The following is a 26,374-nucleotide window of genomic DNA, read 5'->3' as shown; positions in this document are numbered from 1 at the left end:
CGGATTATGCGCTCCGGGCTACTTGGTCTCCTCGAACCATTCGCGCTCGGAACCGTCCTTGAGCGTCACATGGCCAGTTTCGCCGCTCATGTGCTTGACGCGGTGGGCGATTTCCTCGTGGCGGCCATGCACCATCGGGCGCTGGACCGGGTTGCCGAGGTATCCGCACGTGCGCTTGGTCACGTTGCATTTGTCAGGGTCGGAGTTGCCGCACTCGGGGCACTTGAAACCCTCTTCGGTCGGTTCGAAGTCGCCTTGGAAACCGCACACGAAGCAGTGGTCGATCGGGGTGTTGGTGCCCAGGTAGCCGATGCCGATCTTGTAGGCGTAATCCCACACGGCCTCAAGCGCCTTGGGATTGTCTTGCAGGCACGGGAACTCACAGTAGTTGATGAAGCCACCGGACGCGTAGTAGGGGAAGTCCTTCTCGTAGTCAAGCTTCTCCATCGGCGTCGGGGACAGCCACACCGGGTAGTGGAAGGAGTTGGTGTAGAAGTCGTGGTCGGTTACGCCTTCGACGCGGCCGAACTTCTCGCGATCCATGCGGTTGAAGCGGTCGGTGAGACTTTCCGCCGGCGTGGAGTACACCGAGTAATGGTAGCCTTCGGCCTTGCACCACTGCTTGCACAGCTGGTTCATGCGCTTGACAATGGACAGCGCGAACTCCTTGCCTTCCGGATCCCAGCTGTGGTCGCGCATCCAGTCCTTACCGTAGAACACAGCCGTCGCCTCGTACAGGCCGATGTAGCCCAGAGATACAGTGGCACGCTCGTTGCGGAAGAGCTGGTCGACGTTGTCGTTGGCGCCGAGGCGTCCGAAGGCGCCATAGCGGAACAGGGTCGGCGCGTTGACCGGGGTGGCCTGCTTGCAGCGCATGATGCGGAACTGCAGCGCCTGGTGCGCGACTTCCATACGCTCGTCGAACAGCTTCCAGAAGCGGTCCTTGTCGCCGTGGGACTCAAGGGCGATACGCGGCACGTTGACGGTGACGACGCCGAGGTTCATGCGGCCGTCTTCGACATCCTTGCCGGTCTTGGGGTCGATCCAACCCTGCAGGAAGGAACGGCAGCCCATCGGGGCCTTGAAGGAGCCGGTGATCTTGACGATGTTGTCGTAGAAGACGACATCCGGGTACATGCGCTTGGTGGAGCATTCGAGCGCCAGCTGCTTCATGTCGTAGTTCGGGTCGCCCGGGTCGGCGTTGATGCCGTGCTTGATGGTGAACACGAGCTTCGGGAAAATCGCGGTATGGCGGTCCTTGCCCAGGCCGCGGATACGGTTGAGCAGGATGGAACGCTGGATTTCGCGGGCGAACCACGAGGTGCCCAGGCCGAAGCCGACGGTCACGAACGGGGTCTGGCCGTTGGACACACGGTTGGAATTAATCTGATATTCCATGGTCTGCATGGCGTCATAAATCGCCTTGCGGGTCATGATCTTCGCATAGATTTCGCGGATCTGCTGGATAGGCTCGGCATCCGTGTCAAACGGGACGTCGTCGGGCAGCGGGGCACGGTTCTCGAAGTGCAGACCGGACGGCTCCTGGGCCTTGAGTCCGCGCACGACGGTTTTCGCGGCCTCGACCGGCATATCGTCGGGGAACATGGCGTGGGCCATCTTCAGGTGCTTTTCATAGTCGAGCTTCGCATACGGCTCAAGCATCTCGTCGGCGCGGTTGACGGTCTGGCCGCCGTACTGTGCGCCCGCGATGTCCTTGATGATCTGCGTGATCTGCGTGGCGGCGGTGCCGATGGACTTCGGGGAGTCCATCATCGCGTTGCCAAGCTCAAACCCATGGGCGAGCATGTCGCCGAAATCCGGCAGCGAGCAGTTGGTCATCGCAGTGAACGGCGAGTAATCAGCATCATGGAAGTGGATGTCGCCCTTCATATGGGCGTTGGACACGGCGTCAGGCAGCATGGAGAACGCGGATGCCTTGGAGACGGCGCCGGCGAGCAAGTCGCGCTGCGTGGCATAGACGTTGGAATCCTTGTTTGCGTTCTCACGCACGAGGGATTCGTCGCGGTTGACCAGACGGCTGACCGCTTCGTTGATATCGGTGGCCTTGGCGCGCTCGATGTCCTTGTTCAGACGATAGGTCGTGTAGTTGCGGGCGACCTCATACAGATGGTCTTCGATGAGGCCGTGCTCGACCAGGTTCTGGATGTCCTCGATCTTGGCGGGACCGTTGTAGCGTTCCTTGATTTCGCCTTCGACCTGGTTGGCGAGGTCGCGAATCAGCTGCTCCTCCTCCGGGCCGATCTCCTTGTCGAGATCCTTGAAGGCGGACTTGACGGCGCTGATGATGTTAATCGGGTCGAATTCGACGATTCGGCCGTCACGCTTCTCGACGAGCACCTTGCCCATATCCGACTTCCCTTCCGCGACAGTGTCTGCCACATCGCTGTCCGGGGTGGCGGTCCGAGGCACATCAAGAACCTGCATGTCCATTGGGTTCCGTCCTTTCCCTTGGCCGGGCGCCTCCCGGCCTTCATCGTTCTGCATTTGCCACATCGACTGTACCACGAGATATAGTGCACGATCACCGAGTGTTGCCCAAGATATAGTAGCAATCCGCATCGTTCCGCCAATAAGCGGCAAATGTGATGAGGATTACACGAGCACCTCAGCGTGTCGTTTCCGACACGCCACCACCACCCATGAAAGAGTGATATACGCGGGCGCGCGCGCAATGAAATTGTCCGTTCGATGCGCAACAGTAGAGGCCATCGAACATCCGTCAGGCTACGTCAGCCGACGGCGGACGGGTAGGGCAGTCACGCCACGCACGCAAGTGGCACGCCACGCCCACGGCGCGAAGGGAAGGCATATGCAGTACGGGTATCAGGAAGCGAATTACGGCTATGGCAATGCCGTGGCAGCCCCCGGCAACGCCGACGCGCCCAAGCCACTCGACCAGCTGCCGCGGCTCGCCCGCGACACCACCGCGGAGAACCCTTGGCCGGTCAGCGTGGTCAGCCAGAAATACCACGATGCCGTCGAACGCTGGCCGGCGTCGTGGGTCGAAGGCCAGATTGTCGAAATCAACATGCGGCGCAGTACGTCTGGCTACATCACACTGCGCGACAACACCCAGGACATCTCGATGTCCGTCATGGGGTTCAGGAACTTCGTCGCGATGGCCCGCGAGTTCAAACAGGGCGAGCGCGTCGTTGTCCATGGCAAGCCGGAAGTGTGGGTGAAGGCGACACGCCTGAGTTTCATCGCCGACGACATCCGCCGCGTGGGAGCCGGCGACCTCAAGGTGCAAATCGACGAGCTACGCAAGAAGCTCAAAGGCGAAGGCCTGTTCGACGCCGAAAACAAGATTCCGCTTCCGGAATTCCCGCGTTGCATCGGCCTGATTTGTGCGCCCCAGGCCCGCGCCGAAGGCGATGTCATCACCAACGTGAACCTGCGTTGGCCGGCGGTGGACTTCGTGATTGAGCATGTCCACGTCCAGGGTGCGCAGTGCCCGCCGGAGGTGGTCCAAGCGATCCGCAAGCTCGACGACGACCCGAGAGTGGACGTCATCATCGTCGCGCGTGGCGGCGGCAGTTTCGAAGACCTCATCGGCTTCTCCGACGAAAACGTGGTACGTGCCACGGCGGCATGCCGCAAACCAATCGTCTCGGCAATCGGGCATGAGGACGACTGGACGCTCATCGATTTGGCCGCCGATCTTCGCGCCTCGACGCCGACGGATGCGGCAAAGAAGGTCGTACCAGACGTGCGTGAGCAGTGGCAGCTCATCACCAACGCCTGGCAACGCATGAATCTGCGAATGGACGCCATGGTCGGCAACGAGCAGCGGCTTATCGAAGGCTATGCGAACCGGCCGAGCCTGACCAACCCGAGTACCATGCTCGAACCGCATCAGCGGCTGGTTGACGATGCCGTGCAACGCATGCGATATGGGTTGACCAGAATCATCGACGACGCCGGCATGACCGTCGAAAAGCTGCACGCCAGCCTCACCGCCATGAGCCCGCAGGCGACCTTGAACCGCGGGTACGCCGTCGTGCAGACCGCCGACGGGCATGTGCTTGACAACGCAGCCGATGCGAGCGTGGGAGAGCAACTGTCGATCACCCTGCACCACGGCACCCTGCTCGCCGAAGCCAAAGGGCAGACGGGCGGAAACCACATCGACACCGGCGACTGACGCAGTTGCGGCGCGCCCGTGCGATGCCCGTGTGGTGCTTGTTTGGTGCCTGCCGCCATATGGCCACCAGCAGGCACAGCATCGCCCGCGCAACGCCACGACCCCAGCCCATCGCAACGCAACCGACAATCCGCCTATCAATCATCGACATCAATCACCACTATCAATCATCAACACCCATGGAAGGAACATCGATGACAGTTGAAGCACAGGATCCCCAGAAGACCGACACCACGGCTTCCAGCCTGACCCAAGAGGAGCGCGAGCGCATCGCGTCCATGTCCTATGAGGAGGCGCGCGACCAGCTGATCCAAGCGGTGCAGGCGCTCGAAGCCGGCGGGCTGAACCTCGACCAGTCCATGCGCCAGTGGGAGCTCGGCGAAGCGCTTGCCAAGCGCGCCCAGACCTTGCTCGACCAAGTCCGCGCCAAACTTGACGCCGCGCAGGCCCAGCAGCAGACTTCCGCCGACACCGCGGGAACCCAGTCCAACCTTGAGTGACCGCCGGCTTGGCGGGCGTTTTGCAGGCGGGGCCAGCCGAAGCTGCGCGGCGGCAAGCCGAAGCGGGGCGGCCGTTAGCCGAATGGCCGTCCGCCGGTTGCGCGCCCGTCTAGCTGCGGCCCGCCAAGCAACGTGAGCCGATGCGCGTCTACGCTGCCGTACCATGCGCAACCGCAATCACTCCACACGCGACGCCCCACAGATGACACCCCGCAGACGCATCGCCATACCCGGTGCGATGCGCCGTCACGCCACCTGTGAATGCGTTGTCATGCCACCTGCAATGTGGCGAGCAGCGCCGCATGGTCCGAACCGGTCACATGCTTGGACTGCACCTGCCCGACGACCATACCCTGGTCGATCAGGATGTGGTCGATGCCGGCGAAGGCGGGCACGCCGGTATGGTTCGCCGGCCATGTGAACACCAAACCATGCCCTGCCTGGCGTGTGGCGTCAGAGAACCTCGAACCGAGGATACCGCGGAAAGCGGCATGGTCGTATGTGGCGTTGAAATCCCCCATCATCACATACGCCGTACCGGTTTTCTGCCGCATCAGGGACAACTCGTTTAGCGCTCTGTTCCACTGGGACCAATACCCGGGCTGCGGCGACGTGGTGTGCACGGAGATGAACCGCACCTGCACGCCGCCCATATCAACCGTTCCCGCCGGCATGAACGAGGCGCTCGAATGGCCCTCGTCATCCACGGGGTCGTCAAGTGCGACCGCCGACCACAGGCCGTTGCCGTACACGCCGTCAGACGATGAGACCTGCGAATACGGCAAATAATCGCCGATACCATCCGCTTCCAGCTGTTTGACGAACGCATCCGTAGTCTCCTGCAACGCGAGCACCTCAACACGCTCGTCACGCACCAAATCGACCACAGCCTGGGGGTCGGCCTGCCCTTTGAACACGTTGAGCGTCATCACCCTCGCATAATGGTCGCCGGTCACCGCATGCGCCTGACCGACCGCCGTCACCGCATCCTGTGACAACGCGGCCTGGGAGCGGAAAAACGGCGCCTGCCACCACACCTGCGCCGCGACGCACGCCAACGCAATCAGCGCCACAAACCAACGATTCGAGAACAGCGCGAGCAGCAACGCCACCACGGCGAGCGGCACGAACCACGGGGTCAGCGAGACGACGACCGGAACATACGGCAGCGACTGCAAATCAGCAGGCAGCGCCCGCGCAATCGTCCCCAAGACGGCGACAATCATCAGCAATCCCGCAAGCACGCCAGAAAGCACGCGCTTGCGTTTCGGCTTCACCGCAGGCGCTGACGAATTGGGTGTTCCAGCCATCACATCTCCGTTTTCCTTGTCGTATATCCTCACCACATGTATCCTCACCACTGTAATGCGCGAACGCCCGCCCACCGTCGCAGACAAACGAACCATCGCGCAATGCTCACCAGTCGGCTATGCTTGAACCAACCGACATGAGAAGGACCGGCATGACCGAACCCACCACACCACCCCAACATTTCGAAGCATTACGGGACTTCGCCAATGACCTGCTGAACCATTCCGGCTTGCAAGGGCCGACGTTCCTGTGGGATCGTTCCATTCATGATGACGCGCAAAGCGATGACGCTGAGCGCGAAGACATACCCGTGGCTCCCCCGGAGGAAGCGAAGCAGACCATCGACGCGCCGATTCGTTGGTATTTGCGCGCCATGGATTCGCTCAGCCCGACTCCGCAAGCCGACGGCGCCGACGGCATCAACCGCACAGACATGCCGACCTTCTACTACAGCACCGGGGCGCTGTCCGGGGTCGAGGCTGTCGTCGGAAACGCGCTGATGAGCACGAGGTGGTGCGATGCGGCCGGCAATCTCGCAACCGCGCTGATTACGACGTCCTCATTCCTCGGCAGCATCGCCGACCGGGAAGGCGAAGGACTCGCCTATCTCAAGCGTTTGATTGATGAGACGCGCATTTACTTCGACAGCGTGGCCCAGCACGCGGATCCGGTCACCGGCGGGCAAGCGCTCTCCGGTATCGTATCAGCGGCTTGTCAGGATGATTTCCGGTTCAACCCGGTGCAGATGGTTCAGCTTATCTCGTGCTCGCTGCCGTTTGCGCAATGGGACGACACGCGGGTATTTGTCTACGATGCGATAGACCGGGCGCAAGCGACCATGGCATCGGTCGAGCGCGATATCCGCTCCAACGACAAGGACGACCCGGCGGGCAATCTCATGATGGATTCCGAGGGGAATCTGGTCGATGTGTCGGCGGGCGGCATCCGCGAGCAGTTCGACATGTCGATGCTCATGCTGCGGCATGACGTGTTGCGCATGTGCGGGGAGGACGAGCAGGCCGACCGCATGCTCAGCGAGCACAGTGACATCGAGCCGATGGCCGACGCATATGCGGCGCAGCTCATCAGGCGCGGACAGTGGCGGCAGCTGCGGGACTTCGCCGGGCGCGTGCTCGCCGACGACCCCTACCAGCAGATGGCGCTGATTCCGCCGCAGCTGGCCCCTGACGAGTGGCACACCATCCTTGATCTGGCGCAATACGAACTCGCGCACGAGCAGTGAGCCGTGCGGCAAGACGCGCGTGTTGCAATGCGACGACCTGTCTCGTGTGCATGATCATAGGCACGGCGACCCCTAAAACCGGCACGGCCGAATGCACCAAACCGACCACCGACACTGAGGGCCCCGTCAGCGTCGGCAGAAGGTTATGACTCTGCTTCCACCGACGCTGAGATGACTCTAAGCGTCGGCAGAGGGTTATTGTTCCGCCTCTGCCGACGCTTACGATGCAATCAACGTCGGCGGAAAGTCGCGAATCGCACGTGCCTGCTTGCCGATGGTGTCGCTTGGCTCAGTTGAGCTTGAACCCGAGTTCCTTTGCCGCGGCAATCGGCACCGGATCGTCGCACCAGTAATCCTCGACGTTCTCATCGGTTGCCAGCGAACGAATCTGAGCCCGGTCGATGTACAGCTCGCCGCTGAGATGATCGGTCTCATGCTGGAAGATACGAGCCGGCCATCCGTGCAGTTGCTCCTCGTGCCAAGTGCCGTCCATATCCTGCCAACGCGCGGTGATATTGCGCCAACGCTTGCGCACCGCCTGATAGCCGTCAAAACTCAGGCAACCTTCGTAGAAGCTGCGCGTTTCGGTACCAATCGGCTGGTAGGACGGGTTGATGATTGCGTGGAACGGGAATTCGGATATCTCACGCGGATCGTCCTGGTCGTCACGGATATGGTCCTCGACCACGGCGAGCGCGATGCCAAGCCCGATTTGTGGGGCGGCAAGACCGACACCTGGCGCTTCGAGCATGGTGGTTCGCATCGCCTGGACGAGTTTGGTGAGGGTGTTCTTGCTCAGTTGCCCGTTGTAGCGGCGCGTCGGCTGGCGCAGCACCGGTTCACCCACCTGGACGATTGGGAGGATGCCTTCGCTGTCGCCGGATCTGAGCAGGCTTTCAACCGCACGGTTCAGCCCCAAATCGATACTCGAGCCTCGTGTGAACATGCTCATGCCAGTTCCTCCGCGACAATCTTGGCGAGACGGTCGCACACCTCGTCCGCTTGCTGTTGGGTGGCGGCCTCAGCCATCACACGCACCAATGGTTCGGTGCCACTCGGGCGCAGCAACACGCGACCGGTCTCCCCCAGCAACGCGGTTTCCTTTTCAACAGCCTTCTGCACGGCGGCGTTCGTGGTCACCGCCTGCTTGTTGGAGCACCGGACGTTGACCAGCTGCTGCGGCAGTTGCGGGAAGTCGGCGGCGAGCTGTTTGAGGCTCTTGCCGGATTTAACGACTTCGTTGCACAAGGTCAGCGCGGTCAGTGTGCCGTCGCCGGTCGTGGCGAACTCGCGGTTAATCACGTGGCCGGACTGTTCGCCGCCCAGCGAATAGTCGCCGCGCAGCATCTCCTCGAGCACGTACCGGTCGCCGACGTTGGTCTGCACGGTCTTGATGCCCATGTCTTTGAGGGCGAGCTTCAAGCCGAGGTTGCTCATCACCGTCACCACGAGCGTGTCGTGGTTGAGCTTGCCTTCGCGCTTCTTGGCACGCGCGAGGATGCCCATGATCTGATCACCGTTGACCATGGTGCCGTCCTCGTCCACAGCCAGGCAGCGGTCCGCGTCACCATCGAAGGCGACACCCATCGCGCTGCCCGTGGCCTTGACCATGGCCTGCAGTTGCTCAGGATGCGTGGACCCCGCATGATCGTTGATATTGTAGCCGTCCGGGGATGCGTTGATCACGATGACTTCCGCACCGGCGCGACGCAACGCCTCCGGGGCGACCACGGATGTGGCGCCGTTGGCGCAGTCGGCGACCAGACGCAAGCCTGCGAGCGGCTTCGGCTGGGTTTTCTCCGGTCCGACGACTGGGGCGATCGTGGATACCAGATGGTCGATATACAGGTTCGTGGCGGTCACGGTGTCGTGGCTGACGCGGCCTACCCCGGCTCCGGTCGGGCGGTCCCAATCCTTGCCTAGGACTGCTTCAATCTCGTCTTCCTTGCTGTCAGGAAGCTTGAAGCCGCCGCGTGCGAAGAACTTGATGCCGTTGTCAGGCATCGGGTTGTGGGAGGCGGAAATCACCGCGCCCATCTCAACGTTAAGCACGGAGGTGAGGAACGCGATGCCCGGAGTCGGGATGATGCCGACATCGATGACGTCGAAACCGCCGGCGCTCATACCCGCCGACAGCGCAGATGACAGGAAGTCACCGGAAACACGGGTGTCGCGCCCCACCAACGCACGACGCCGTCCTTCGGAATGCACGTCATCATCCTTGGTTTTCGGCGCATCGGCCTGACCGAGCACGCGGACGGCGGCGTCCCCCAGATCCAATGCCAGTCGGGCGGTAAGGTCTTTGTTCGCCAGCCCGCGCACACCATCGGTTCCGAACATTTTCGGCATGGTAGTAGTCCTCGCTTCTTTGACATGAATATGCTGCACACCATCGTACCTACCCGTGCTCCCAAACCCGCCGCCGGTGTGGGTGAACATTTACGAAGCCCACCGCCGGAACCTACCGCTGACATTCCACGAGTCTGAACATGTCCAACATGTGGAACGTCTTCGAACAGCTTTCCCACGCTCCCGAACCACCCCGCGGATACCCCCGATTCCGCGCGAAGTCAATCACGACAACGAATCAGCCCGTTGCTCACACTCAATGTTACGTCCACATTCCGCCCACGTAATCGACGTATGAATGGCACACAACACCCGAAACCTTCCGCTCTTATAACAAAATCAAAGATTTCACAGGTCCTACACCGGTCCACAAGATCGTCGCGGGCAGACGAGATCTAAGCACATCCCACGCGTGTACCACCCAATGGAGGCTTCATATCGACCCGGCTCGGCACCGGCGGGCACATGCAATCCATAACCCCGAACGATACCTGCCGCAACCCGATACCCCATTTTGGCCCGCACACGACCGGCACAATCACCTCGGAAACCAAAGAAACCAAGCATATCAAGGAGATGGCACGATGAACTTCAACCCGGACCACGTCATCATCACCATCGGCTGCGAATACGGCGCCGGCGGCCCGCAAATCAGCAAAATGCTCGCCGACGCTCTGGGCATCGAATACTACGACCGCGACCTGGTCGACAAGGTCGTCAACCAACTGGGCGTCAGCCGCGGCCTCGTCGAGCAAGCCGACCAAAAGCCGAACGTCCAATACGCCTTCGAAACATCCCTCGGCCCGCGCTACGCGAACCTGAGCAACCGCGTCATCTTCACCCAATCCGAGGTCATCAACGACCTCGCCGAGAAGTCGTCATGCGTCATCATCGGCCGTTCCGCCAACTACCTGCTGCGCGACCGCGACGACGTGCTTGACGTGTTCCTGTACGCGCCGAAGAGCGTGCGCATCGAATCCATCATGGAACAAGACCACGTAGACGCCAAAAAAGCCAAGGAAATCGTCGAATACAACGACGAACTCAACCATTCGCGGCACAAGTACATCACCGGCACCCACCGCGGCGACCGCAGCCAGCGCGACCTGCTGCTCGACACCAGCCTGCTCGGATGGGACAAAACCGCGAAATATCTGCTGACGCTCGTCGAAATGCTGGGCGAGTGACGAGAGGAAGTGAACCAAATGACTGACAAGAAAGCATCGGAATTCGACAAGGTCTTCAACGTCTGGGACATTCTCGTCATCGCCTTCGGCGCCATGATCGGATGGGCGTGGGTCGTCTCCAGCGGCGACTGGATTGACCGCGGCGGCGTGGTCGGCGCCATGCTCGGCTTCGTGCTGGGCGGCGTCATGATCTTCTTCATCGGCCTGACCTACGCGGAGCTGACACCCGCCATGCCGGACTGCGGCGGCGAACACGTATTCAGCTACCGTGCCATGGGACCGACCGGGTCGTTCGTATGCACGTGGGCGATCATCCTCGGCTATGTAAGCGTCGTATGCTTCGAGGCGTGCGCGATGCCGACGATTATCACCTACCTGTTCCCCGGCTTCCTGCAAGGCTATCTGTACACGGTCGCCGGATTCGACATCTACGCGTCCTGGCTCGCGGTAGCCATCATCATGGCCCTGTTCATCACGTATATCAACATCCGCGGCGCGAAAACCGCGGCCATCGTGCAGACTGTACTCACCTGCGTGATTGGCGGCGCAGGCATCCTGCTGATCGCCGGCTCCGTGATCAGCGGCAATCCGTCAAACCTTGAAGGACAGGCGTTCGTCGGCGGCAACACCGCGAGCGTATTCGGCAATATCCTGCGCGTCGCGATGATGACACCGTTCTATTTCATCGGTTTCGACGTGATTCCGCAGGCAGCCGAGGAAATCAACGTGCCGCTCAAGAAGATCGCGAAGATGCTGCTCCTGTCGATCCTTCTCGCCGTGGCGTTCTACGTGCTGATCATCTTCGCCGTCGGCTACGTGCTCAGCCCCGAGGCCATCGCGCAATCGGAAAGCTCCGGCAGCGGCCTGGTGACCGCGGACGCCATGGCCCGCGCCTTCCACACCGATGTCATGGCCAAAGTGCTGATCGTCGGCGGCCTGTGCGGCGTGGTGACCTCGTGGAACTCCTTCATGATCGGCGGCAGCCGCGCCATGTACTCCATGGCCGAGTCCTACATGATCCCGCCGGTGTTCGGCAAGCTGCACAAGACCTACAAGACCCCGTGGGTGGCGATCGGCCTGATCGGCCTGCTCAGCTGCCTCGCCCCGCTGCTCGGCCGCAAGATGCTCGTGTGGATCGTGGACGCCGGCAACCTCGCGTGCTGCGTCGCCTACTGCATGGTCGCAATCTCCTTCGTGATCCTGCGCAAGAAGATGCCCGACATGCCCCGCCCGTACAAGGTGAAGCATTACAAGTTCGTAGGCTTCATGGCCATCGTCATGTCCGGCTTCATGGTCGTCATGTACTGCATCCCCGGCAGCGCGGCGGCCCTCGTGCCCACCGAATGGGCGTTCGTCGGCAGCTGGGCGCTGCTCGGCGTGGTCTTCTACTTCGCATGCAAGGCCCGCTATGGCAAGAAATTCGGCACCTTGGTTGAAGTCGCCAATGACGAGCTTGACCAGGATTACGCTCGCGAGCGCTCCGCAGCCGCTTCCATCGCGGCCGGCGAGGCCGCCGGGGCCGCACCAGCAGCCAAAGTCGCGACCATCGGCCAGGCGGAGGTCACGGCGGCGATATCCGCAGTCACCGCAGCAGCTACGGACACGGCAACCGAGCCCACGGCACGCACGTTCAGCTACTATGCGCCGGTCAATCTCACCTTCGGTGCAGGCACGCTGGCGAAGGCGGGCGAACTCGCCAAACCGCTTGGTTCCAAGGCACTTATTGTGACCGGCCGTTCCAACGCCAAGAAAACCGGCGTGTACGACAAGGTCAACGATTCACTCACAGCGGCGGGCATCACCACCGGCCTGTTCGACAAGTCGTCAGCCAACCCGCTGACGACGACGGTCGAGGAGGGCGCGCGCTTCGCAAAGGACGGCGGCTACGACATGGTCGTCGGCCTGGGCGGCGGCTCAGTGATGGACTGCGCCAAAGGCATCGCGTTCATGGCGAAGAACGACGGCGATGTCAACGATTACATTTATGGACGCAAGTCCAGCGATGTAGCGCTGCCGCTCGTGCTCATCCCCACCACCTGTGGATCGGGTTCCGAAGCCAATGGTTTCGCGGTGCTCACGAACCCGGAGAACGGCGACAAGAAGTCCCTGCGATGCCCGGCGATCATGGCCAAACGCTCGATTGTGGATCCGGAAGCGATGATGACCATGCCGAAGGGTCAGCTGGCGGCGGTCGGTTTCGACGCGTTCTGCCACTGCTTCGAGGCGTACACAGCCAAGAACGCGCAGCCGTTCACCGATGCGCTCGCGCTGTACGCGCTTCCGCTGATCCTCGACAGCCTGCCACGGCTTGTCGCAGGCACGGGCACGCTCAAGGACTGGGAACACATGTCCGAAGCGGCCACAATCGGCGGCCTGGTGATTGGTACAGCGGGCATCACGCTGACGCATGCCATGGAGCATCCGGTCTCCGGTTTGAAGAACGTGACGCACGGCAAGGGTCTTGCGGCGCTTGCCCCGACCGTCGTGGACGCCACATGGCAGGGCGACCGGTTCAAGTTCGGCAGGCTGGCACGGCTTATGGGCGGCTATACGGCCGAGGATTGCGCCGGGAAGATCCGCGGTTTCGAACGGAAAATCGGGCTCGATGTGACGCTGAGCGAATTGGGCATCAGCGAATCGGACATCCCGTGGCTCACCCAAAACGCCATGAAGGTCTCCCCCGCCAATATCGCCAACACGCGCACTGAAATCAGCGCAGAGGACATCTCCGAACTGTATCGCAAGGCGTTGTAAAGGTTGCCGGCGGGCGGCGGCCGTCGTACGAGGACGCGAACGCGTCCAGGTACGGCGGCCGCCGTCTTGTCGTATGGTGAACGGTTCAAAAGAAGGAATACTGATGATGTTGAAGAACGCCGAATCCGGTGACTTCCCCGAGGCGTTGCGTTTCATCCGCGCGCTGTGGGATTACAACACGTATGAGGATGGGCCTACGCGCGACGTGTATGAACGGGTGCTTGCCGATGACGCGAGTTTCGTGTTTTTCCTGCTTGACGACGAGGGGCGTTATGTGGACATGTGCCATGGTAATTATTTCGAGACGTTCTGGATGTGCGGGCTGACATGTTACGTGTCCAGTCTGATTGTGGATGAGCACGAACGGGGCAAAGGCTACGGCACGATGATGCTCGATCATGCGGTTGAGCTGGCGAGACAACGCGGATGCCGGGCAATCACACTTGATTCCGGTCTGCCGCGGTCTGCCGCGCATCGATTCTATGAGAGGTACGGGTTCGAGCGCAGCTGTTACGGGTTCGAGCTGCAATTGCCGTCATCTCGCTGAAATGTTCAATATGCGGACAGTCCCATCGGCTCTGGCCCGGTTCGGATACCGCGCGGATCGGCATCCGCACGCCCGGTGCCACGACGTCTGAAGGCAGCATCGCAGAACTGCAAAACCATGGAATCAAGCGGATTTCACAACACCGGACACCGTGCCCGCAACAGCTGCGCCCGATTCGTACGACGCGAATGTTACAGGGAAAACACTCCTGTTTCGACAAAGAAACGACCCCATTTCAAAATGTCAAAAGCAGAGCAACACACGGGTGTTAAACATTTCGTTGTCAGGTAAGACGGCGACGAAATCCGCAGCATTCCGCCACCGGTATTGCGAAAACCATTAGTCAAGGAGATACCGCGATGACATTGGCTGAAGACATGCCCCAGATTGTCACTGAAAGCGTTCCGGGCCCCAAGACCCAGGAGTTCCTCAAGAAGCGCGACGAGAACGTCCCCGCCGGACTGTGCTCTTCGACGTATCCAATCTGCATCAAGCGTGGCGAAGGCGCCATGTTCGAAGACCTCGACGGCAACAAGTTCCTTGACTGGGTCGGCGGCGTCGGCGTGCTCAACATCGGCTACTCCCGTCCGGAGCTCGTCAAGGCCGTGCAGGACCAGGCGACCAAGTACTTCCACACGATTTTCAACGTCATCGGCCATGAAGGCTACGTGGATCTGGCAGAAGGTCTGAACGAGACAATTCCGTGTCGCGGTGAGCACAAGAAGACCTATTTCGCCAACTCCGGTGCCGAATGCGATGAGAACGCCATCAAGATCGCCAAGTCCTACACCGGCCGGCAGGGGGTCATCTGCTTCTCCGGCGCATTCCACGGCCGTACCAACCTGACCATGGCCCTCACCGCGAAGAAGGCCTATTCCAAGGGCATGGGCCCGTTCCCGGCGGATATCGCCCGTGCTCCGTACCCGTACCTGTATCGTGCGCCGAAGGGCTACTCCGAGGCGGAGGCCATCGCCTACTATGTGGACGGCCTGAAGAAGGTGTTCGACCAGGGCATTCCTGCCAATGAAGTCGCCTGCCTGCTCGTCGAGCCGCTCCAGGGCGAAGGCGGCTTCATCCCCGCCCCGATCGAGTGGGTCAAGGCCGTGCGCAAGATCTGCGACGAGAACGGCATCCTGCTCATCGCCGACGAAGTCCAGTGCGGCAACTGCCGTACCGGCAAGTACTTCGCCTCCGAATACTGGGCCGAGGCGGGCGCCGCCCCGGATATCGTGACCACCGCGAAGTCCCTCGCCGGCGGCATGCCGATTTCGGCGATCACCGGCCGTGACGAGGTCATGGATGCCGCCCCCGCAGGTACCATCGGCGGCACCTTCTGCGGCAATCCACTGTCCTGCGCGTCCGGTCTGGCTGCGATGAAGATCTACAAGGAAGAGGACTTCCCGGCCAAGGCACGCCACATCGGCGAGCAGGTGACCGCGGGCTTCAAGGCGATGGCCGAGAAGTACGACGTCATCGGCGATATCCGCGGCCTCGGCGCGATGATCGGCGTGGAATTCGTCAAGGATCGTGAGACCAAGGAGCCTGCCACCGAGCTCGTCGCCAACCTCATCCAAGAGGCTCTCCAGCGCGGTCTGCTCATGGAATCCGCAGGCACCGACAGCAATGTCATCCGCTTCCTCGCGCCGCTCGTCATGACCGACGAGCAGACCAAGCGCGGTCTGGAAATCTTCGAAGAGTCCCTCAAGGCGGCCCTCGCGAAGTAAGCCATCGCGATGATTGCCATGCGGATTCGACGGATTCGCCCGTGGTGATTGTTCATAACGTAAGTGGCGGGTCATTCCATCGCAACGGTTGGACGGCCCGCCACTTGCATGCCCGCAAGAGCCCCGTTGCCGACACCGGCGTTCAATCCTCGATGGCGTCAAGATACGGTTGCAATTGGGCAAGCAGCCGTGGAACATCCACCGTGGCGGATACGTACAGAGCGTCAGGATCGATTTCATCGTATTCGTGGACGATGGCATTACGCAATCCCCGCAGTTCATGCCATGGCAGCTGCGGGACTTCTTCGAGGAACTCGTCGGATAGCTTCCGCGCAGCCTCCTGCGCCTGAACCATATCCATGGCGACCGAATTGAACCTCATGTAATCCGTTTCCAGCTCCTGAGCCGAAGAAACCGCGCTGGCATCACGGCTTGCGCGGACCAGATGCTCCGCGAGACGGATGAGATTCGTATCATCCCTGAATCTCTGGTCGGCATGTCGTCGTTGCATCACACCACCCGAACCATATCGCGCTGAATATGCTCGTAGAATCGCCTGCTTGCACGACTGCGCTGCGCGTGCCGACGCAGTGAGACAAGTGAGGTCAGCGAGACTTCCCTACCAAACGACCGTTCCAGTTCACTCTTCAATCGTGCAAGGTCGTCCATGCCGAATCGACTTGCTCCCCGCGAGACATACAGCAAGTCGATATCGGAATCGTCATCCGCCTCGCCGCGAGCGAATGAACCGTAAAGATACACTTGCGCAAGACCGTATTTCTTTGCGATAGCACCGGCGATCAGCTTCACCGTCGCGATATCGACGATACTGCTGGATTTCACGGTGAGACCGGATTTCGCCGAAATACCAGTATTCAGTGCGATACCTGACTTCGTCGTGAGACAGGAAAGGGCATCGTCATACCGTTGCAGGAAATCCTGAGTCGGATTGCCGCCGTGTTCCGCGCGCGATAATGCCGATTGCGTGGTGCCCATCCGGAACGCCACCGCTTGCTGGCTCAACCCCGCTTGAAGACGGCGGGCCTTCAATGCGTCAATGGTGTCCATACCAGCACTATAGCATATATGCTATATATATCGAATTGAACGTCTGAGGGCCGGCCGACACCAAAACGGCAGCCGGCCGGCCCTCAAGGTGTCTGTGTCAGAAGGTCACAGCGCCTCGTTGTAGGCGCGCACCTTGAGCACACGACGGGAGGATTCGACGTTCTCGATGATGATGCGGCGCAACGCGCGCGGCGCATCAGCGTGCTCGCTGAGCCACTGGTCGCCCAGTCTGACGAGTTCCGCCGGATCCGCATAGGACGGGTACAGCCCTTCGAGCAGGGCTTCGGCCATGTGGAAGGTCTTGTGTTCCCACACCCAGTCAACCTGGTTGAAATACTCGGCGGCGTACGGCTTGGCAAGGTCCTCGCGCGGGGTGGATGCGAAGCCTGCGGCGACCGCTTCGAGCTGCATGTTGGTCAAATCGCCATTGTGCAGCGCCTGGTCCCACGCCCACGACTTCGCCTTGGCCGTCGCGCGGCTCGCACGGGCTCCGTAGGCGAATTCACGGTTCTCGGTCGTATCGCGCTTGGCAAGCTCCTCGTCGATGCGCGCGTTGTCGATGGCGTTCACACCGGCAAGCGCCTTGAGGATCGTCCAGCGCATGTTGTTGTCGATGTCGAACCCCTCGAGCTTGACCCTGCCGTCCAGCAGGCCTTCGGCGTTGGCGAGGAACCGTTCGTCGCCTTCCACGCCGTAGGTGAGGTAGGCGCCGACCAGCTGGAACTGCTCATCGGAGCCGGCTTGTGCCTTGCCGGCGAGCTTCCACAGGCGCTCGGCGGTGTTCTTCGCCACGTCGGCGCTGCGGGCAGGGACGACATAGTGGTGGGCCGTCGTGGACACCTGCGCGAGTGCGTAGCGGAAGGTGGTGGACTCGTGTTCAGTCGCCAGCGCATCAAGGCTCGTCTTGATGAAGCGTTCGGCCGGGAATTCGCCGTCACGGGTCATATCCCACAGGGACAGCCACACCACGGACCGCGCGAGCGGGTCAGCGAAGCGGTAGAGGTTTTCCGCCGCGAATTCGAGGGATTGCGTATCGAACCGCAACTTGGTGTACGTCAGGTCATCGTCGTTGACCAGGATGAACGCCGGACGCTTCTTGCCGGCTGCTTCCTCGACGGTCGTATGTTCGCCGGTCACGTCGAGTTCGAATCGGTCAGTGCGCACGATCTGCCCGTCAGCGTTCTCGTTGTAGAAGCCTACCGCGAGGCGGTGGGGCCGCAGTACGGGGTGCTCCGCGGGGGCGCTCTGCTCGAGGGTCAGTGCGGCGATGGTGCCGTCGGGGTTCTCGTCGACACGGGCGCTGATGGTGTTGATACCCGCGGCTTCCAGCCACTGCTGGCTCCAGGCCTTAAGGTCGCGACCGGAGGTCTGCTCCAGTTCGGCGAGCAGGTCGGCGAGCGTGGCGTTGCCGTACGCGTGCTTGTTGAGGTAATGGTTGATACCTTTGAAGAACTTGTCGCGGCCAACATAGGCGACGAGCTGCTTGAGCACGGACGCGCCCTTCGCGTAAGTGATGCCATCGAAGTTCACATAGGTGTCGTTCAGGTCATTGATCGGCGCGACAATCGGGTGGGTGGTCGGCAGCTGGTCCTGCGCCTGGCCCCAGCTCTTCTCTCCGGAGCTGAAGGTCGCCCACGCGTCATGCCATTCGGTCGCCTCCGCGGTGGCGAGCGTGGACATGAATTCGGCGAAGGATTCGTTCAGCCACAGGTCGTTCCACCACTTCATGGTCACGTAATCGCCGAACCACATGTGGGCGAGCTCGTGCAGCACGGTGACCACGCGGCGCTCGGCATATGCGTCGGTCACCTTGGATTCGAACACGTACTGGTCGCGGATGGTGACCATGCCGATGTTCTCCATCGCGCCCGCATTGTATTCCGGCACGAAGATCTGGTCGTACTTGGCGTACGGGTACGGCACACCCCAGGTCTTGGCGTAGAACGCGAAGCCCTTCTTGGTGATGTCGAACAGGTAATCGGCGTCCTTGTCGAGCGCATCCTTGAGCGCCTGACGGCAGTAGAGCGCCATCGGGATGGTACGGCCGTCCTCGTTCGCGTATTCAGTGTGCCACTGCGCATACGGGCCGGCACAGATCGCGGTCAGGTAGGAGCTCATCACCGGGGTGGGCTCAAACGTCCACTGGCGGGAGCTTTCCGCCGAATGGTCGCCGAGCGTGCCTTCAGCGGTGATATGGTCCACGTCTTGCGTGGAGGTGACCGGCATATTCGACGTGACAATCCAGCTTTGCGGGGCGAGCACGTGGAACTCAAAAATCGCCTTGAGATCAGGCTGATCGAAGACAGCATAGACACGACGGGCGTCCGGCACCTCGAACTGGGTGTACAGGTATACGTTGCCGTCGGAGGGATCAACACTACGGTGCAGGCCTTCGCCGGTACGCGAGTACTGGCAGCGGGCGGTGACGGTGACCTCGTTGTGCTCGAGCAGCCCGGCCAGTTCGATGCGGTTGTCGCGGTAGGCGGTCGCCGGGTCAAGCTCCTTGCCGTTGAGGGTGATCGAAGTGACGTCGTCGGCGATCAGGTCGAGGAACGTGCTCGCTCCGGTATTCGCGCCAAAGGTGATGGTAGTGGTCGAACCGAAATCCGTTGCGCCTTGGGTCAGGTCTAGGCTGACGGCATAGTGGATGGGCGCCTTGACGATGGATTTACGTTCCTGTGCTTCTTCTCTGGTGAGGTTCGCGCCTGGCATGTCGCTCCTTCCTTGTACGGCTTTGGCTGCATGCAGAAATACACCGGTTGGCACGGTGTATCTGTCCGTGGTTGCTGGCCGGTATCGCAGATTCGCATGGCTGATGCCGTAGTGCCGTGTATACGCAAAACATCGCGGCTCGGCATGTGAGCCACGCCTCGCCGCGATGTTGGTTGTTCTTCAGTGCTTGCCGCACTGGTTGTCGATAACGTGACGATTCTACGCCACGGTACGGGCAATGTCCATTATTCGACAGAACGGGGTGCGCTGCAAGGGAAAAGTCTTCGGCAGATGATATAGGCGTGGGCTGTAATCACGGGGAAACGCTAGACGACCATGAGACGACCGTAAGGCCACCGTTGGAAATCACAGAGAAAATACAGGGAAACCGCGAGGCAAGTGCATGAGGACACGGGTCAGATATAAGGCAACCACAGGGATATCACAGGATGACCACACGGAAACCACAAGGTCAGCACAAAGCGACCGCAGGGAAATCATGGAACAGCAACAGCGCAATCACAGAGCAATCCCGCCAATGATATATGAGTGAGCGCCGTCCCACGGAAATGGTGGAACGGCGCTCACTGATGGCTTGCCGTTGAATCACAGCTATAGTCGCCGCGAAATCGCTACGAAGCTGTGCCGTTCGCTCAGCGCAGCGGATCGTCCTCGTCGCGCTGCGCGATATCGGCGACCACCGGCACGATAACCGGCTTGCGATGCAGCTGACGCGCGACCCAGCTGCCCAGCGTACGACGCATGATCTGCTGGAGCTTGTGCGTGTCGCGGGTGCCTTGCATCATCGCGTCCTGCAACTGCTCGACGATCTGGTGGCGGACCTTCTCGAACTCGCTTTCGTCCTCAGCCACGGCGTTCAGGTAAATCTTTGGACCGGAGAGCACGTCCGCGGTGTCGGTATTGACCACCACGAAGCTCGACACGAAGCCTTCGGTGCCGAGGATGCGACGCTTCTCAAGATCCTCATCGGTCAGTTCGCCGACCGAATCGCCATCGACATACACATAGCCGCACGGCACGGAACCGACGACCGCAGCCTTGCCGTGGTACAGGTCGACGACATCGCCATCTTCTGCGAGCACGACGTTGTCCGGGGCCACACCCGTCTTCACCGCGATCAGGCCGTTGGCGACCAGATGGCGGTTCTCGCCGTGGATCGGCATTGCGCACTTCGGCTTGATGATGTTGTACAGGTACAGCAGTTCGCCCTCGTTCGCGTGACCGGACACGTGAACCGCCGCATTGTCCTTGTTCACCACGCGGGCGCCCAGCTGGACGAGCTTGTTGATCACGCGGTACACACCGTTCTCGTTGCCCGGAATCAGCGAGCTGGCCAGAATCACGGTATCGAACTCGTTGACGGTGATATCGCGGTGATTGCCGTCGGCGATACGCCCAAGCGCTGCCATCGGCTCGCCCTGCGAACCGGTGCACATGTAGACGATCTTGTCGTCCTGAATGTCCTTGGCCTTCTTGAGATCGACGACCGTGCCCTCGGGGATGTGCAGGTAACCCAAATCGGCGGCAATGGACATATTGCGCACCATCGAACGGCCGACGAAGACGACCTTGCGGCCGTACTTGTGGGCGGCATCGACGACCTGCTGCACGCGGTGCACGTGGCTGGAGAAGCTCGCGACGATGATCTTGCGGGTCGCTTCGGCGAACACGCGGTCAAGCACCGGGCCGATTGTGGTCTCGGGGCGCACGAATCCGGGGACTTCCGCGTTCGTGGAATCCATCATCAGCAGGTCGATGCCACGTTCGCCGAGCTTGCCGAACTCAACCAGATCAGTGATCTTGTGGTCAAGCGGCAGCTGGTCAAGCTTGATATCGCCGGTGTCGATAAGCGAGCCGGCGGGCGTGCGCACACATACGGCAAGCGCGTCTGGAATCGAGTGGGTGACGGTCACGAACTCAAGGTTGAACGGGCCGGCCTTGATCTTGTCACGGCCTTTGACCTCAATCATCGTCGGGTTGATGTGGTGTTCCTTGCACTTGGCCTCCACAAAGGCCAGCGTCAGCTTGGAACCGATCAGCGGGATGTCCGGACGCAGCTTGAGCAGGTACGGTACGCCGCCGATATGGTCTTCGTGGCCGTGGGTGAGCACCAAGGCCTCGACCTTGTCGAGACGGTCCTTGATGTAGTGGAAATCAGGCAGGATCAGGTCAACGCCCGGCTGCTCCTCCTCAGGGAAAAGCACGCCGCAATCGATGAGCAGCAGGTGGCCGTTGTATTCGACCACGTTCATGTTGCGGCCGATTTCGCCGAGACCGCCAAGCGGCACGATACGCATCGAGCCCTTGCGGTACTTCGGCGGGGCGATCAGCACATCGTCCTGCTGGGGGGCCGTGGCGAACTCCTGTGGGCGCGATCCACGGCGCGTGGTCGTACGGCCGGTGTTGCGGGCCGACGACGTGCGGGCGCGGCGGCCGGTATGCTGGCCGCGCCTGCGGGAATTGCTCTTGTTCTGTTCTTGTTCTTTTGCCATTTCCTCGTTGGGTTTCTGTTACTTAGTGCCCGCGCCTATACGTGGGCGAGGTAGTGCCCGTCACAGGAGGCCAGCGGCGCGCATGCCTTCGCGCGCGCGTTCGAACTCGGGTTCGCCCGGTCCGACATTCGGCAGACGCATCGTCGTGCAATCCAGCACGCCGCGAACCTTGAGCGCGGCTTTGGCCATGACCGCCTGGAATCCGGTGCCATTGAGCGATTCGACCAGCGGGGAAAGCTGGACGGCGATCTTCTGTGCCGTATGGATATCGCCTTGATCGAACGCATTGGCCAGATCGCGCATCGGACCGGCGGCCGCATGGGCAATCACCGAAATGATGCCGACAGCGCCGACGGACAGGAACGGCAGGAACAGACCATCATCGCCGGAATACCAAGTCAAACCGGTCTCCAGACGCTTGCGCACCGCTCCAGCGATGTCGCCGGTCGCGTCCTTGACCGCCTTGACGTGATCCAGCTCGGCCATACGACGGTACGTTTCCAGCTGGATGTGCACGCCGGTGCGACCCGGGACGTCATAGATGATGATCGGCTTGTCCGCCGATTCGTTGACCGCCTGATAGTGACGGAAAATGCCCTCTTGTGAAGGGCGGGAATAGTACGGCGCCACCACGAGCACAGCGTCGCAGCCCGCCTCTTGCGTCTGCTCGACCATGCGTACGGTGTGCGCGGTGTCGTTCGAGCCGGCACCGGAGATAATCGGAACATCAACCGCTTCCTTGACCGCGGTGACGAGGTCGACTTTCTCCTCCATGTGGGTGACCGGCGATTCGCCGGTTGTGCCGTTGACCACCAGACCGTCGGCGCCATCCGCGACCAGCTGCTTGGCAAGCTTCTGGGCTGCGTCATAATCGATGGAACCGTCAGTTTTCATCGGCGTCACCATAGCGGGCAGAATACGCCCGAACGGGGCCGGATCAAGAAGATGCATGGTGGTATCACTCATACTTGGTAACCGTACCTCTGGGGTGGGACGCAGACCCCATCGTTCCCAAGCCCCTCTCGAGGCCTACAAGCCACCCAGCGTCGGCACAACCTTCTACCGACGCTCAGGACGGTCGCAGCGTCGGTAGAAGGACGGGAAATGGGGTTAGAGGTCGAGGAAGTGGTCCAGGCCGACGGTGAGACCGGGATAGTTGCCGGACGCGATCTTGCGTACAGCGAGCAGGACGCCGGGCATGAAGGAGATGCGGTCGAAGCTGTCGGCGCGAATCGTCAGCTGTTCGCCGGCGTTGCCGAACAGGACCTCCTCGTGGGCGTTAAGACCGCGAAGACGTACCGCATGCACGTGGATGCCGTCAATCACCTGGCCGCGCGAGCCGCCGTCGGTCTGTGTATTGTCCGGGACAGCGCCAAGGCCGGCATCCTTCCGTGCTTCGGCGATGGCGTGCGCAGTGTGGATCGCCGTGCCGGAAGGCGCATCCACCTTGTTCGGATGATGCAGTTCGATCACCTCAGCGGATTCGAAATAGGGCGCCGCGACCTTCGCAAAATAGTCCGCCAGCACCGCGGAAATCGCGAAATTCGGGGCGATGAACACGCTCTGGTTTTGCCGCGGGGCCTTCGCGAGCGCAGCACGGACCTGGTCGAGTTTCTCGTCGGTCCATCCGGTTGTGCCGACAACCACGTTGACGCCTTGGGCGACAAGAGCGAGCACGTTGTCCAGTGAAACAGCAGGCACAGTGAATTCGACGACGACATCAGTGTTCTCAGGGGTGATCTGCGTAAGGTCGTCACCCGCATCGAGCGCAAGCGCGAGGCTCGTGTCCTCCGCCCCGTTCACCGCTTCGACCACGTGCGACCCCATGCGTCCCTTGGCGCCGACGACGGAAACCTTGATCATGTTCGCTCCTTGCCTGATTCCGGGCGGCCCGTATGCCATGAATCGCATCGGACCGCCCGAATATCATCAATACACCATACGGATACTTACTCTTATGAATCTAAAGAGACGCTTCGACGGCTTCGACAGCTTTGCCGGCTTTGTCGCTGCCCCGCCGCGACAGCCGCCATCCGAGCAGCGCGATCGGTATGGCGCACGCGGTGGCAATCCACGGGATCATGAGCCCGGCATGCGGACCTGCATGATCGACGACCACGCCGGCGATGGTCGAGCCGAGCGACGTGCCGACGGTTCCGGCGGTGGTCACCCACGACAGGCCTTCGGTCAGTGAGCCTTCCGGCACGATGTCCTTGACAATAAGGTTGCCGGTCGCGAACAATGGCGACACGCACAGTCCGGCAAGGACTTCGAGCACACCGAGCACAATCAGATGATCCATGCTCAGGCGGAACATCACGTATCCGCAGGTCAACAGGCACAGGAAGCCCACCATATGCGACCAGTTCGAGCCTTTGAGTTTGCGTGTGCCGAAGATAATCGCCCCGATGCACGAGCCGAGGGCGAACATGGCGAGCTGCAATCCGAGGAATTTCTCGATGCCGAGCGCCTTGTAGTCAGCGGTCATCGACACGTCGAAGGCGTTGAAGCTGATGTTGAACACAACGAACACGGCGAGCAGCGGTCCGATACCCGGATAGGTGAGCACGCTGCGATTGCGGCGACGCGGGGTGCGCAAACCGCCACTGTCGAGTGTGACGGCCGTGTCGGAGCCGGTTTCAGGCCCGCGACTGGCTGCACGCAGCACGTCGGCGTCGTCGGAGGGTGCGGGTTTGACCTCCACCACTTCGATGACTGGCGGTGCGGTGTTGCGTAACGAGAAGAACACCGCTCCCCCGATTCCGGCCGCGAAAGTCGGTACGAACAGCTGGGAGACCGGGCTGACGGAGGTTGCGAGGAAAGCGGCGAGAATCGGCCCGAGAATGAACACGATTTCATCGACTGCGGCTTCCAGCGCATATGCGGTGTTCAGCAATGACGCGTCCGAATTGCCGCGCAACGCGTATGCCCAGCGCGTGCGCACGAGCGCGCCGATGGAGAACTGGCAAAGTCCCATGAGTACGGCGAGGACGAACAGCACGGCGATCGGTACGCGGGCCATGGCGGCGAACGCGAAGACCAGCATGCTGGTCACTTGCAGGGCGAGCACGGGGAATCCGACACGCCGCTGGCCGAGCCGGTCGAACAGGCGCGCGTAGAACGGGGTGACCGCCGAGACGGCCAGGATATACACCGCGCTCATGGTTCCAGCGATGGTCCAGTTGTCGTACAGGTGGTTGAGCGCGAGCACGATGCCCAGGCTCATCATCGAAATCGGCAGCCGCGCCACCGCTCCGGAAACGCAGAAGGCCTTCGCACCGGGCAGGCGGAACAGCCGGGCGTACGGCGATCCCGCCCGCTCGGCGACAGCTGCGGCGCTTGACGGCGTCGTGGCCACTCACTCACCCCGTTTCGATTGCTGTTGCGCGACAGACGCTCCTGCACGCCGACGGTGCCGTACAGTACGGGACGGCTCCCCCGAATAAATGTACAAGTCGTTCATCCGCCCGTACATCTTCTCGACATGGTCTTCCGGATGGTCGGCGGCGATGCGTTTCGCATTACATACCAGACCTTGATGGTCATAGAAGCCGACATCGCAGCTATTGTCCGTGTGCAGGAAGTAGCGTTTGACGCCACGATCCTGGAAATACGCCATCAGGCGACGCCACAAGCCTCCGCCCACGCCGTGTCCTCGGGCTTTGGGCGACACGAGGAACAACCGCAATTCCGCTTGAGTGACTTTGCCGATCTGGCTGATTCGCTCGAGACGGTTTTCCGCGCGATGCCAGTACAAGGTCTCACGCAAGGCGATCGAACCGGTGTCGTCGGCGCGCAGCCGGTCGTCGATGCCAGCGAGCGTCTCCTGTGCGTGCGGATAGAGCGGTCGTTCACCGTCCACTTGGGCGAAAGTCAGACCGAGGACCTGGCCGTCGAGTTCAGCGACTTCCGCTCGGGTAGTGCCTTCGAGGTAATGCATGACAAATCGTTTCGAGACCATCTGTGACAGCGGGCGGCGCTCCGACAGCGGGCGGAATCCCCATGTCTGGTCGTATTCGTCGATGATCGCGGGAAGGTCCGTTGCCGTCAGCGGCCGGTACATGACAACGCTGCCGCCTGCGGTGGCGGCATCCGATGACGTCTTGGGCATGAGCGCGGCGGATACGGCAGGTTTGGCATGGCTTCTGGTTGTCTGCAACGGGACGAAGGCCTGCGGCGAGCGCTGGATAGATGAGCGGCTGCGGTTCTCGGTGTGGGCACCATCGGTATGGTTGCGGGATGATGCCTTGGCATGGTGGATATGGTCGCGGATCGCGCCCATGATGTTCCTCACTTTCGTT

19 protein-coding genes are annotated in these 26,374 nt (G+C 61.4%); 7 read left to right on the top strand and 12 right to left on the bottom strand.

What is annotated here, in order from left to right; genetic code table 11:
* Positions 1-18 precede the first annotated feature (18 nt).
* Positions 19-2,367 (bottom strand): anaerobic ribonucleoside-triphosphate reductase, encoded by a 2,349-nt coding sequence (gene nrdD / locus ACZ41G_RS01885; protein WP_412170976.1) that lies wholly within the window; start codon positions 2,365-2,367, stop codon positions 19-21.
* Positions 2,368-2,830: 463 nt separating this feature from the next.
* Between nrdD and xseA the strand changes: the two genes are divergently transcribed.
* Together xseA and ACZ41G_RS01875 are read left to right on the top strand one after the other, a co-directional pair.
* Positions 2,831-4,165: an exodeoxyribonuclease VII large subunit gene (gene xseA / locus ACZ41G_RS01880; protein WP_033505024.1), complete on the top strand. Its 1,335-nt coding sequence runs from the start codon at positions 2,831-2,833 to the stop codon at positions 4,163-4,165.
* A gap of 194 nt (positions 4,166-4,359) precedes the next feature.
* The gene (locus tag ACZ41G_RS01875) at positions 4,360-4,665 is read left to right on the top strand and encodes an exodeoxyribonuclease VII small subunit (protein ID WP_029576615.1); all 306 of its coding nucleotides are present in this window, start codon (positions 4,360-4,362) and stop codon (positions 4,663-4,665) included.
* Between the two features lie 269 nt (positions 4,666-4,934).
* Here ACZ41G_RS01875 and ACZ41G_RS01870 read toward each other — a convergent pair whose 3' ends face one another.
* Complete coding sequence (locus ACZ41G_RS01870; RefSeq protein ID WP_464145613.1) at positions 4,935-5,975, bottom strand: endonuclease/exonuclease/phosphatase family protein; 1,041 nt, start codon at positions 5,973-5,975, stop codon at positions 4,935-4,937.
* A gap of 152 nt (positions 5,976-6,127) precedes the next feature.
* Between ACZ41G_RS01870 and ACZ41G_RS01865 the strand changes: the two genes are divergently transcribed.
* Positions 6,128-7,219, top strand: a complete 1,092-nt coding sequence (locus ACZ41G_RS01865) for a hypothetical protein (RefSeq protein WP_464145611.1) — start codon at positions 6,128-6,130, stop codon at positions 7,217-7,219.
* A gap of 289 nt (positions 7,220-7,508) precedes the next feature.
* Here ACZ41G_RS01865 and ACZ41G_RS01860 read toward each other — a convergent pair whose 3' ends face one another.
* Positions 7,509-8,165 (bottom strand): peptide deformylase, encoded by a 657-nt coding sequence (locus ACZ41G_RS01860; RefSeq protein ID WP_029576618.1) that lies wholly within the window; start codon positions 8,163-8,165, stop codon positions 7,509-7,511.
* A gap of 2 nt (positions 8,166-8,167) precedes the next feature.
* Complete coding sequence (gene glmM, locus ACZ41G_RS01855; protein WP_015450010.1) at positions 8,168-9,568, bottom strand: phosphoglucosamine mutase; 1,401 nt, start codon at positions 9,566-9,568, stop codon at positions 8,168-8,170.
* A gap of 584 nt (positions 9,569-10,152) precedes the next feature.
* Here glmM and ACZ41G_RS01850 point away from each other — a divergent pair.
* The 4 genes from ACZ41G_RS01850 (at position 10,153) to ACZ41G_RS01835 (ending at position 15,780) form a co-directional block, all read left to right on the top strand.
* On the top strand, positions 10,153-10,755 hold the full coding sequence (locus tag ACZ41G_RS01850; RefSeq protein WP_464145609.1) for a cytidylate kinase-like family protein: 603 nt from the start codon (positions 10,153-10,155) through the stop codon (positions 10,753-10,755).
* 18 nt (positions 10,756-10,773) lie between these two features.
* On the top strand, positions 10,774-13,509 hold the full coding sequence (locus ACZ41G_RS01845; RefSeq protein ID WP_464145607.1) for a bifunctional amino acid transporter/iron-containing alcohol dehydrogenase: 2,736 nt from the start codon (positions 10,774-10,776) through the stop codon (positions 13,507-13,509).
* A gap of 103 nt (positions 13,510-13,612) precedes the next feature.
* Positions 13,613-14,056 carry an N-acetyltransferase family protein gene (locus tag ACZ41G_RS01840; RefSeq protein ID WP_464145605.1) on the top strand — a complete coding sequence of 148 codons (444 nt, stop codon included), beginning with the start codon at positions 13,613-13,615 and terminating at the stop codon, positions 14,054-14,056.
* Between the two features lie 359 nt (positions 14,057-14,415).
* Positions 14,416-15,780 (top strand): aspartate aminotransferase family protein, encoded by a 1,365-nt coding sequence (locus ACZ41G_RS01835; protein ID WP_464145603.1) that lies wholly within the window; start codon positions 14,416-14,418, stop codon positions 15,778-15,780.
* Between the two features lie 142 nt (positions 15,781-15,922).
* On the opposite strand, the gene ACZ41G_RS01830 is transcribed toward ACZ41G_RS01835, so the two are convergent.
* From ACZ41G_RS01830 to ACZ41G_RS01795, 8 genes are all read right to left on the bottom strand, one after another.
* The gene (locus tag ACZ41G_RS01830) at positions 15,923-16,291 is read right to left on the bottom strand and encodes a HepT-like ribonuclease domain-containing protein (protein WP_033505013.1); all 369 of its coding nucleotides are present in this window, start codon (positions 16,289-16,291) and stop codon (positions 15,923-15,925) included.
* Positions 16,291-16,848 (bottom strand): helix-turn-helix domain-containing protein, encoded by a 558-nt coding sequence (locus tag ACZ41G_RS01825; protein ID WP_321046399.1) that lies wholly within the window; start codon positions 16,846-16,848, stop codon positions 16,291-16,293. The genes ACZ41G_RS01830 and ACZ41G_RS01825 overlap by 1 nt, the downstream gene beginning before the upstream one ends.
* 105 nt (positions 16,849-16,953) lie before the next feature.
* Positions 16,954-19,560 carry an aminopeptidase N gene (gene pepN / locus ACZ41G_RS01820; RefSeq protein ID WP_412170964.1) on the bottom strand — a complete coding sequence of 869 codons (2,607 nt, stop codon included), beginning with the start codon at positions 19,558-19,560 and terminating at the stop codon, positions 16,954-16,956.
* A gap of 653 nt (positions 19,561-20,213) precedes the next feature.
* A complete protein-coding gene (locus ACZ41G_RS01815) occupies positions 20,214-22,073 on the bottom strand; it encodes a ribonuclease J (protein WP_015449999.1) in 1,860 nt (619 codons plus the stop codon).
* A gap of 60 nt (positions 22,074-22,133) precedes the next feature.
* On the bottom strand, positions 22,134-23,039 hold the full coding sequence (dapA, locus tag ACZ41G_RS01810; RefSeq protein WP_033505010.1) for a 4-hydroxy-tetrahydrodipicolinate synthase: 906 nt from the start codon (positions 23,037-23,039) through the stop codon (positions 22,134-22,136).
* A gap of 144 nt (positions 23,040-23,183) precedes the next feature.
* A complete protein-coding gene (dapB, locus tag ACZ41G_RS01805; RefSeq protein WP_321046401.1) occupies positions 23,184-23,936 on the bottom strand; it encodes a 4-hydroxy-tetrahydrodipicolinate reductase in 753 nt (250 codons plus the stop codon).
* Positions 23,937-24,036: 100 nt separating this feature from the next.
* Positions 24,037-25,431, bottom strand: a complete 1,395-nt coding sequence (locus ACZ41G_RS01800; RefSeq protein ID WP_321046402.1) for an MFS transporter — start codon at positions 25,429-25,431, stop codon at positions 24,037-24,039.
* Positions 25,432-26,355 (bottom strand): N-acetyltransferase family protein, encoded by a 924-nt coding sequence (locus ACZ41G_RS01795; RefSeq protein ID WP_464145598.1) that lies wholly within the window; start codon positions 26,353-26,355, stop codon positions 25,432-25,434.
* Positions 26,356-26,374: the final 19 nt, after the last annotated feature.

The sequence above is a fragment of the Bifidobacterium porcinum genome (genome assembly GCF_055378475.1).
This window is presented reverse-complemented; position numbering and strand designations above follow the sequence as displayed.